1 protein-coding gene is annotated in these 1,772 nt (G+C 66.8%); it reads right to left on the reverse strand.

Annotated features, from left to right (window positions below; genetic code table 11):
* Window positions 1-32: 32 nt before the first annotated feature.
* Window positions 33-1,649: an IS4 family transposase gene (locus ACIRJP_RS42520; RefSeq protein ID WP_404186601.1), complete on the reverse strand. Its 1,617-nt coding sequence runs from the start codon at window positions 1,647-1,649 to the stop codon at window positions 33-35.
* Window positions 1,650-1,772: the final 123 nt, after the last annotated feature.

Here is a 1,772-nt window from a genome sequence, read left to right on the forward strand (position 1 = left end):
GCGATACTGGACCAATGCCACGAAGTTAAGGCTCAGTTGACGTTGTCAAGGCCCCTCGGAAAAGGGAGCTTGTACGTGCTCGGTGCCGTGCGGATGAGTCGGCCGTTGCGTGCCCAGTAGCAGAGCTGCGCGTTGAAGCCGCTGAGCACACGTCCGGTGGTGGTGAGGCCTAGGTTTCCTGCGATGTCGCGGGCGTGCATGGCCTGGTTGGAGTTCTCCGCCAGGACCCGGCAGACCTGCCCCCAGCGGCCGGAGAGGGCCCGGTCTGGGGCATGCGCGGTGGGGAGAGTCGGTGGATGCACGGTGATCACGATGGCGGTGATCGGCGTGCTGTCGCGAGGTCGCTCGTCGCGGTTCCAGATGGCATAGCGGGACGTTCCGCACTTGACGATGCGAGCGGACAGCCGCATGCGGCGCTTGGGCAGCAACGCTCGCAGGACACGGGTGCCGATATGCCCTACCAGGTCGGGGCGTCCGAAGGGAGCTGCGGCTGTTGCGGTCGTCCCGGCGATGCTGATCACCGTGTCGCGCGCGGCCTCCAGGGCCACAGTGAAGCCGGCCCGGTCGGGATCGCAGCCGGGCACTGTCTCCACCGCGGTCACCATCATCGAGCGCAGGGCCTGGTAGATGGCCAGGAGGCCCCACATCTTCTGGGTGAGGCCCACCGGGTCCTTCGACCGAAGAACGCGGCCTTTGAGGCGGGTATGACGTAGTGCCAGGTAGGCGGTCTCGATCTCCCAGCGTTCGTGGTAGAGGCCGACCAGGCGGTCTGCTGGGTCGGTGCGGTGGTCGATCAGTGTAGTGAGCAGGCGGTAGGTTCCGCCGAAGTCGTCGCCGTGGGCGGTGCGGGAGCGGACCTCGGCCTCGATCACTCGCAGCCGAACGCTGCCGATCTGGGTGAGGTAAGAGCCGTCGGGCAGCAGGGCCAGGACCGGCGGGCGCCGGGTGCTGGTGGCACGGATCAGGAACTGTGCTCCCTGAGCCGCGATGTCTGCGAGCAGTTTGTTGCTGTCGAAGGCGCGGTCCGCCAGCAGGAGCATGTCCGAGGTCAGGTGGTTGACCAGGTCGTGTGCGTAGTCGGTTTCGCCCTTCGAGGCGGTGCCGAAGATGGCGGCGATCAGGCCGCGGGTGCCGGTTTCGCACAAGGTCATCAGCATCAGCCGGGGGTATCCGGAAGGGCCGTGGCGGCGCTCCGTACGGCCGAGCCAGGACCGGTTGCGCTCGTGGTCGGGGACGTTCAGGCTCCCACAGCCGTCGAAGGCGACCGTTCGCCAGAGGCGGTAGCGCACTCCAGGGGTGGAGGGCTGGGCCAACGGGCCTGCCAGCACCTCGAACAGCCGCTGGAGCGGGGCCACGCCGATCCTCCGCCGCAGATCGCGAAGGGCCTTCTCCGACGTCTGCGGCACCGCAGGGGTCAGTCCGGCCACGAGCTTGCCCCACACAAGCCCGGCGCCGAGGTGCTCGAATAGCCCGAGCGCGAGCACGAAGTACACCCCGACGCGTGAGGGGAGACTACGTAGCCGTCGTTCGCGCGTCCCGGTCTCGTCCAACACCGCATCCACCAGCTCGGTCGGGACGACCTGCGTCAATTCACCGACATGCCCAGGTGCGAACAGGTCATCGATTCCGTACGTGACAGACTGAGCCACCGAGCCTCTGCTCTCTCAGGAAGATCTTGGTCGATCCCCTGGATAGCAGAGGCCCGTCTCCTCAGCGCTCGCACTTGACAACGTCAACTGAGCCTTAACTTCGTGGCATTGGTCCAGCATCTG

Origin of the sequence: Streptomyces sp. NPDC102437 (assembly GCF_044765565.1) — a bacterium.
Lineage (GTDB): Bacteria > Actinomycetota > Actinomycetes > Streptomycetales > Streptomycetaceae > Streptomyces.